10 protein-coding genes and 1 tRNA gene are annotated in these 8,400 nt (G+C 41.4%); 6 read left to right on the forward strand and 5 right to left on the reverse strand.

What is annotated here, in order from left to right; genetic code table 11:
* Positions 1-19: 19 nt before the first annotated feature.
* On the reverse strand, positions 20-355 hold the full coding sequence (locus ACT3QN_RS08565; RefSeq protein ID WP_444523840.1) for an ArsR/SmtB family transcription factor: 336 nt from the start codon (positions 353-355) through the stop codon (positions 20-22).
* Positions 356-671: 316 nt separating this feature from the next.
* On the opposite strand from ACT3QN_RS08565, the gene ACT3QN_RS08570 reads away from it, so the two are divergent.
* From ACT3QN_RS08570 to trxC, 4 genes are all read left to right on the forward strand, one after another.
* A complete protein-coding gene (locus ACT3QN_RS08570) occupies positions 672-1,538 on the forward strand; it encodes an MBL fold metallo-hydrolase (RefSeq protein ID WP_444520241.1) in 867 nt (288 codons plus the stop codon).
* A 115-nt stretch (positions 1,539-1,653) separates the two neighbouring features.
* Complete coding sequence (locus ACT3QN_RS08575) at positions 1,654-1,842, forward strand: YgaP family membrane protein (RefSeq protein ID WP_444523841.1); 189 nt, start codon at positions 1,654-1,656, stop codon at positions 1,840-1,842.
* A gap of 75 nt (positions 1,843-1,917) precedes the next feature.
* Positions 1,918-2,538 (forward strand): class I SAM-dependent methyltransferase, encoded by a 621-nt coding sequence (locus ACT3QN_RS08580; protein WP_444523842.1) that lies wholly within the window; start codon positions 1,918-1,920, stop codon positions 2,536-2,538.
* Positions 2,539-2,704: 166 nt separating this feature from the next.
* Positions 2,705-3,142 carry a thioredoxin TrxC gene (trxC, locus tag ACT3QN_RS08585; protein WP_444523843.1) on the forward strand — a complete coding sequence of 146 codons (438 nt, stop codon included), beginning with the start codon at positions 2,705-2,707 and terminating at the stop codon, positions 3,140-3,142.
* A gap of 154 nt (positions 3,143-3,296) precedes the next feature.
* Here trxC and ACT3QN_RS08590 read toward each other — a convergent pair whose 3' ends face one another.
* The 4 genes from ACT3QN_RS08590 to ACT3QN_RS08605 form a co-directional block, all read right to left on the reverse strand.
* The gene (locus ACT3QN_RS08590) at positions 3,297-3,692 is read right to left on the reverse strand and encodes a hypothetical protein (protein WP_444523844.1); all 396 of its coding nucleotides are present in this window, start codon (positions 3,690-3,692) and stop codon (positions 3,297-3,299) included.
* A 166-nt stretch (positions 3,693-3,858) separates the two neighbouring features.
* On the reverse strand, positions 3,859-4,218 hold the full coding sequence (locus tag ACT3QN_RS08595; protein ID WP_444520237.1) for a SirB2 family protein: 360 nt from the start codon (positions 4,216-4,218) through the stop codon (positions 3,859-3,861).
* A gap of 74 nt (positions 4,219-4,292) precedes the next feature.
* Positions 4,293-4,613, reverse strand: a complete 321-nt coding sequence (locus ACT3QN_RS08600) for a BolA family protein (RefSeq protein ID WP_444523845.1) — start codon at positions 4,611-4,613, stop codon at positions 4,293-4,295.
* 260 nt (positions 4,614-4,873) lie between these two features.
* Complete coding sequence (locus ACT3QN_RS08605) at positions 4,874-5,686, reverse strand: M48 family metallopeptidase (protein ID WP_444523846.1); 813 nt, start codon at positions 5,684-5,686, stop codon at positions 4,874-4,876.
* A 528-nt stretch (positions 5,687-6,214) separates the two neighbouring features.
* Between ACT3QN_RS08605 and ACT3QN_RS08610 the strand changes: the two genes are divergently transcribed.
* Positions 6,215-6,289, forward strand: a tRNA-Gly gene (locus ACT3QN_RS08610).
* 211 nt (positions 6,290-6,500) lie between these two features.
* The gene (locus tag ACT3QN_RS08615; protein ID WP_444523847.1) at positions 6,501-7,916 is read left to right on the forward strand and encodes a Na+/H+ antiporter NhaC family protein; all 1,416 of its coding nucleotides are present in this window, start codon (positions 6,501-6,503) and stop codon (positions 7,914-7,916) included.
* The last annotated feature ends 484 nt before the right edge of the window (positions 7,917-8,400 follow it).

Here is an 8,400-nt window from a genome sequence, read left to right on the forward strand (position 1 = left end):
TAGTTAGACAAGGGCGGTACTATTCTGCTTTGGCACAAAAACGTTGATACAGCAGATCAAGTACCGCTAATGCATCCTCGCTTGCGATACTATAGTAAATTTGCTTGCCTTCACGGCGTGTGGCGACCAGCTCGTCTTTACGCAATATACCCAATTGCTGCGATAAGCTTGGCTGCCCAACCCCGACCAACTCTTCAAGCTCACCAACGCAATATTCACCTTGGGTCAATTGACAGAGAAGCAGTAGGCGATCAGGGTGCGATAGCGACTTTAATAATTGGCTGGCTTGTAGCGATGCTTGCTGCATTTGCTTTGCAAGATCGGCAGGTACTAAATCTGCAGTATCAGATGACACATCGTCAGTGGCACTGCGAGCAGGTGTACCTTCGGCTGAAATAGAAGTAGTCAGAACGAATTCCTTACATTAGATGGCAGTAAATGTCGTGAGGTTTCAAATAATATATAGTTGATTATCAATGATATCACGCTGTATATCAAGTTATCATTAATTACATTATATAAATTGATAAATTGTAAACTGGTTGTTATATTATAGACATCAGATAAGTCGTAGGAACACATTATATACGACTGACTACCATACTTAAGGGTCAATTAAAGATAAAAAATCCCTGTGATCGAAATATATATAAATAATTAAAGAGGCCACCATGCAAGTTCATTCTTTTTTAGATAGCGATACAGAAACCTATACTCACGTACTTGCTGATACCGAGCAGAAGCTTTGTGCCATTGTCGATCCTGTATTGAACTTTAATGCTAAGTCAGGCAGGACCAATACAAGTAGTGTGGATGAAGTAATCGAGTTTGTGCGTGAGCAGGATTGGACGCTCAAGTACATCATCGAGACCCATGCCCATGCAGATCATTTATCGGCAGCCATTCATGTGAAAGAAAGCCTTGGTGGACAGTTAGTCATCGGTCAGCATATCACCGAAGTACAAAAAATCTTTAAGCAAATTTTTAACTTTGATACCAGTTTCCACACTGATGCCAGTCAGTTTGATATTTTGACAGACGAGGGCGAGATCTTAGAGCTTGGCAACATTACGATCACCGCGATGTATGTACCCGGTCATACACGTGCCGATATGGCCTATCTGGCTGCTGACGATGAAAAAACCGTCGTATTCGTTGGAGATACGTTATTTGCGCCTGACGTGGGAACTGCTCGCTGTGATTTCCCTGGTGGTGATGCCAAAACGCTTTATCAGTCTATCCAAAAGCTGTTAGCACTCCCTGAAGATACCGTCATGTATCTGTGTCATGATTATCCGAGCAAAGGTCGTCAGCATTGCCCAACGACAACAGTAGCTGCGCAAAAACTAGAAAACATCCATGTCAAAGACAGTATAAACGAAGCAGAGTTTGTGCAGATGCGTGAGCGCCGTGATGCGACTTTAGACATGCCTCGCCTTATCATTCCTGCTGTACAAATCAATATCGATGCGGGAAATCTTCCAGAGGCAGAAGACAACGGTACGCGTTATTTGAAAGTACCTATTAACGCTTTGTAGTCAAGCTGCTACAAAAACGGCAAAACTATGATTAATCAACTATGAGTCAATAGTCGTTAACTTGATAGGATTTGACCTCAAATATTATTGCTTTTATTACTTCAAGGAATTTATTATGAAAGTTAATGTAGGTCGTACCGATAGGACACTACGTGTTGTGGCTGGTCTCATAATCATTGCTTTAGGTCTTTATTATCAAAGCTTATGGGGTGTCGTTGGCTTGATTCCTTTGTTTACTGGTTTATTCCGCTCATGCGCACTTTATTCGTTACTCGGTATCAATACGTGTAAGCGTCAGTCGTAAGCGTATTCATCTACTGTGTTTTTGTACAATCAATAGTAGACTAAAGGCAACGTTGAATATAGTGATGAGAGGTATATGAACCTTTATCAGCAGTATGTGCTGCCAAAAATGATCGATATCGCTTGCGGTAACGGTAGCGTGATGAAAGCGCGGTCTACAATCGTCCCGCAAGCATTGGGCAATGTGTTAGAGATTGGTATTGGTAGCGGTCTGAATTTACAGTTTTATGATGCCAAAAAAGTCTCTTCTATTATCGGTGTTGATCCAGCGTCTCAGATGCAGTCGCTCGTACGTAAGCGGGCAGCTGACACTGGCATTCCAGTTGAAGTGATAGCTGTCGATGTTGAAGGTATTCATGCCGATACTGACCAATTTGATACGATTGTGATGACCTTTACTTTGTGTAGTATTGATGATCCAGTAGCCGCGCTTCAAGAAATGGCACGTGTGCTAAAACCTAGCGGTCGTTTACTATTTTGTGAGCATGGACTGGCACCAGATTCTACTGTTGAGCGTTGGCAGCATCGATTGACGCCTTTTTGGAGGCCGATAGCGGGAGAATGTCATTTGGATCGTGATATTCCAGCACTTATCAGAAAAGGTGGTTTTATCATTGATGAGCTGAGCGAAGCATATTTGCCCGGTCCACGACCGATGAGTTATGTATATAGCGGCGTGGCACAGCAACTGGCATAAAAGATAAGACTAATTAACTGTGCTAGAATTATTTATATAATTAATCAACGTGATCAATCAATGCGACGACAACTATAACTACAGCAATCAACGTAAATTGTCTTCAGACAAAAACGTTCATCAAGAGTGTTTAAGATAACAAAATAATTAGAATAGGAATTAAAGAATGAGCGAGCAAAGTTTTCATTTAGTATGCCCACATTGCCAAGCAACCAACCGTGTACCTGCTGCACGATTGAGTGCTGCGCCACAATGCGGTAAATGTGGTCAGCCATTATTGACTGACAGTCCGCATGAACTAAATGCACAAACAGCTAACAAGGTTATCCAAAAAAATGATGTATTGACTGTCGTAGATTTTTGGGCGAGCTGGTGTCAGCCGTGTATTATGATGGCGCCAGAGTTTAAAACTGCTGCTAGCCAATTGCCACACGTGGTCTTCGCTAAAGTCCAAACGGATAAATACGAGCAGGCGGCCGCGCCTTACAATATTCGCAGTTTGCCAACAATGGTTGCTTTTAGAAATGGTAAAGAAGTCGCGCGACAATCAGGCGCATTACCAAGTCATCAAATCATCCAGTGGGTGCAAAGCTTGCAGTCGTAATATGAGCCGGATAAGACTGCTTATCATCCAAGTCCTCATGTTTTCTTATAAAAAACCGTAGCAATAAAAAAGCCAATATGCGATCTGCATATTGGCTTTTTTATTGTGTTATGCACTATCTTAGTTACTTAAATCGTTTTGCACTTGATCCAACTTATTCACCATAGATCTTGATGCCATTAGCAAAGCTACAACGCTGAATGCGTGCCGATTGGACAATGGCATCACGCTCACCGTAGAGGCGCGATAATTTTGCATCACGCGCTTTAGTATTGTTGCTTTTGCCCAGACCAAAGCTGATATTAGGCGAGATACCCCAGCGTCCGGCAGAGATGCCAACACCGACGCCTGATGCCGATAGCGTAGATTGCTCATTGCGTGCTGCTTCCACATAGCGGTTGACGCGAGTGTACTCTTGGCTAAGTGCTTGGCAATTATAATTTTGATAAGTACTTGGTGGTACGTATTGCGGGGTGATGTTACCAGTAGAGGCACAGCCTGAGAGCGCAAAAATGCCAGCTAGTAGTGTCGCTGTCGTAAACGTTTTCATAATGGCTCCAATAGGCTAATTGATTGTATTTATATCTATTTAAGATAGCAAAAGTAGCGCGATTAAGATATTTAAAATCCATCGATGATTAAAAATTTTCGTATCATGGCAACAAAATATCGACAGCTTTCTAAGACAGTTGCTTATTAAAACAAAAGAACGCTTATTAAAATAAGTTTGCTGGCTTGGCAAAGGCAAGTATCACAATACCGATATAAGCAACGGCAGCGATAAGGATACCTGTTTTTCTTTGCCCAGGTGTGGCATCAACCTTAAACGCTTTAATACTTGAGCTAATAGCAGCGATAAGTAAAATGATTTTGGCAAATACCCACTGTACAGGAGCATTGGCACCCATCAACTGCATTAGCATCGTCGCACCTGACAGGATAAGCAGGGCATAGATGATATGAGTGGCTATTTTGACCACACGTGGGGCGCGTCTATCTGCGCTAAGCACTAAATAGCTTTGATATAAAAATAGTACAACAGTCAGCGCTGCCATCAGCATATGTAGATGTTTCATTGAATATTGCTCCCTCTAAAACTACAGTATATAGGCTAATTTAAAATAATTAGTTGCGATCCAGGCATGGTCTACTATTTGTTTTGACCAGCACATAATGGACTCTCAGGGCTTTGACCTTGCCATTCTGTCGGAGTATAGGCATGGATAGCTAGGGCATGTACTTGACCGCCTTGTGAGGTGAGTAAAGGTGTGACTAAGCCATAGATAAGCTGGTGACGCCCGACCAATCGCTTGCCTTCAAAAGCATCGCTAACGATGGTAAGTTTAAAGTGGCTTTCTTTACCTTCAAAGTAACCTGCATGAGACATCGACTCATTGATCAGTTCGATATGCTGTGGCTTTAGCGCCTGTAATTCGGTATGAAGTGCGTCGGCAGTAGGTGTGGTACTCATAACAATCCTTCAATGTATTTTGTGCAATTATATTGGGCAATTTGCAAATAATATTTATTGGCATTATAGCAGACACAGTAAACGGTATAGAGTGCGATTACTCAGTCGACTAATTACAAACTCCACTAATTATTAGGCTTACCAATTATAGAAACTACAATGTCTGGCTATAATTAAAAAAGCAAAGCACAACGCTTTGGCTGTACTTTGCTTATATGATATCTAAATACGTACTGCTAAAGCATAAGAGTAACTGCTTATTAGCGGCTCGACTGTTGGTATAAAGGCGTAACTTTTGGCATCAATGACTGTAACTCTGCGATACGGCTGCTGCTTGATGGATGAGTGCTGAGGAATTGTGGTGGCTCACCTTGGCTTGCCTTTTGCATTTTTTGCCATAGGGTAATAGCTGCCTGAGGGTTGTATCCTGCACGTGCCATCAGCTCAAGACCAATTTGATCAGCCTCGCTTTCTTGAGTACGACTGTGGGGTAAGCTCAAGCCTAAATTACCAGCAGTACCTGCTAACTCAGCCTGCCCTTGCGATAAGCCAAATATACTAGCGGCAACACCAATGCCTGTCTGAGTAGCATATTCACGTGAGAGGCGTTCGCGTGAATGCTCACGTAAAGCATGAGAGATTTCATGCCCCATGATGGCAGCAATTTCATCATCAGTGAGGCTCAGACGATCAATGATGCCTGAATAAAACATTATTTTACCACCAGGCATAACAAATGCATTTAGCTCATCAGACTTAATAGTATGTACTTCCCACTGCCATTGGGCAGCGTCTGCACGATAAACCCCGACTTGACCAACCAAACGATTGGCGATGTTCTTTAAGCGGTTTAGTTGAGCCGTATTAGTATCTAATAAGCCCTTTGATTTGGCATCTTGTAATGTTTGAGCATAGCTTTGGGCAGATAGCTGTAATACTTGCTCGCTAGAGACTAATAAGAGCTGCTGACGATCGACACCAAGTGCACCTGTACTGGTCGTGCTACTACAGCCAGTCAAGGTCAATGCTGACAATGAGGCAGCCATTACTGTTGTGGTTAATAACTTTTTCATAAAAATATCCTCTCTATAAAATGGAAAAACGCAAAATCAAACAAGTTTAAAAATGGTACAGCAGATGTTGGGGGCATGTTTATTAATTTTTCAGTAGCGTTCATTCATCTACTTAAATAGTAAAAGTTTACCTTAACTGTCATTGGGCATAAGTATAATAATGTTAAGCACTTAAAGCCAAGATAGAAAAAGTAACAATAAAGCGCATGATTGTAAGTGCAGTATATTGTGTTGAGGCAAAATAGTGATTTTTTCTTAAATGAGTGTTTTATGTCCATAATGAAGCTAAGAGAAGTGAAAGCTTAGACTTAAAGCTCTGCAATTAATGTGAAATATTTTTAATTTAGTTAAAATTAATTCCTGTTTTTAAATCAATTGCTTATGTTGAATCGCCTTATAAAAAAGGTGTTTAGCTAAAAATATTAGGAACAAATTTTAAAAAAGGTGTTGACACCCACAGAATATTTGCTAAAATAGCCAGCCTATCGAGACGGAGTAGTTGTTAACAACGCTACGAATTGATAATAAGCGGGAATAGCTCAGTGGTAGAGCATAACCTTGCCAAGGTTGGGGTCGAGAGTTCGAATCTCTTTTCCCGCTCCAAATATGGCTTGAAAAAGCTCAAAAAGCCTCACTTCACAGTGAGGCTTTTTTTTATGTGTAAAATCTGTCCTAAGTCAGATGATAGTGGAGATATAGAAAGTAATAATTAAAGCTAACTATAAGCAAGACAGAAATGATTAATATTGAAAAGCAGGTGCGCACACCTTAATACCTGAACGAATTAAACCTATCAGCAACATAAGAGCGTCCAATGCCACCAACCCCCCTCACCATAATCAGCGCCAAGCTTGCCTTTATCATATCTACCATCGTCATCGGTATCATGGGCATCACCATGATCGGCTTTGGCTGGGTACCGCATCTGTCTCTTATCTTAGCTATTTGTGTGCTACTGGCTATTGGTATGGTTAAAGGACTTAGCTTTGATGACATGCAAGCACAGATGGCCTCAGGTGTCATGCGTGGTATCGGTGCTATCTACCTGTTCTTCTTTATTGGTCTTATGGTGGCAGCTCTCATGATGTCTGGCGCTATCCCTACGCTCATGTATGTAGGCTTTCAGCTGATCTCACCTGAGTACTACTATATTTCTGCCTTTGTACTGACCTCGTTTATTGGTATTGCATTGGGTAGTAGTTTAACGACGGCTGCCACTCTGGGTGTAGCTTTTATTGGTATGAGTAACGCCTTTGATGCTAATGTGGCAATAGCAGCAGGGGCAGTGGTATCAGGCGCGTTCTTCGGTGATAAGATGTCTCCCTTGTCTGATACTTGTACTATTGCGTCTTCTGTAGTTGGTATTGATCTGTTTGAGCACATACGCAATATGATGTATACGACAGTACCTGCATGGATACTGACAGTTATCTTATTTTGGATGTTTTCAGGACAGACGTCAGGCTCTGATCTCGGCCAAGTAACCATACTACAAGGTCAGCTGATAGACAGTGGGTTGGTACATGGGTATTCGGTATTACCCTTTGTCGTATTGGTAGGATTAGCACTGTTTCGGGTTAATGCGATCTATACGATTATCTGTACGATTGCCGCGGCACTCATCATTACTTATGTACACAGCTCACCAAGCTTTGGACAATTGGGCGGCTATCTGTTTGCAGGCTATGCCCCTGCTGAGTCATTAGAGTTGGGTGAAGTAGGTGGTATGCTGTCACGCGGCGGTGTACAGAGCATGTTCTTTACTCAAGCGATTGTGATATTAGCATTAAGCTTGGGCGGGTTGTTAACGGCACTAGGGATTCTGCCAGCACTGCTGTCTGGTATTAAGGATACACTCACGACATCAGGACGGGCTATCTTTGCGGCAGCGATGTCGGCACTGAGTATCAATGTGCTGATTGGTGAGCAGTATTTGAGTATTCTATTATCAGGTACGGCCTTTCGTTCAACGTTTGAGCGCTTGCATTTACATCCTAAGAATTTGTCGCGGACGATTGAGGATGCAGGAACGGTGATTAATCCATTAGTACCGTGGAGTGTGTGCGGGGTGTTTATCAGTCAGGCGCTAGGGGTGCCGGTATTAGATTATCTGCCTTATGCGTTCTTCTGTTATTTGTCACTGCTACTGACGCTACTATTTGGCTTTACGGGACTGACGATTAGTAAGAGTGATGGAGAAGTGGATAGCATGAAGACTGCTGAGTTGTGATAAGCAGCAAGCGATAAAAAAGGTGGAGCTAATATTAGCTCCGCCTTTTTTTATGAACATATTTATTGATGTATTTGCTTTCAATATGACGCGTGTTTGCTAGGATATCTTAGATATATTGCTGTAATCGCACAGTATGCTTGCGTAAATTTTGAAGAATTATCTTCCAATGAGCAGTTGAGTGGTGTTTTTATCGTTCTAATCAGTACTTTGATTGATGGTATAACTTATAGTCTTTATGTTTTTATAAATTGAATTTTTAATCAACTATATTTTTGCATGTTATATCAAAATATTTATCGAAGAGGATGTAGTACTTTCTATGCATAAAACCTAAATTTTAGCTTCTATACTTCTAAATTAAATATTCTTATGTCTTTATAAAATTCAAAGTCAAAAATATAAATTTCATGCTCTAAAGTATAATCATTATCGATTCGTGTTGCTTTTCATACTCAGTGGTCGTTATTTACCCCTGAGTGGT

It is taken from the genome of Psychrobacter sp. AOP7-C1-14, assembly GCF_052376135.1.
Classification (GTDB): Bacteria; Pseudomonadota; Gammaproteobacteria; order Pseudomonadales; family Moraxellaceae; genus Psychrobacter.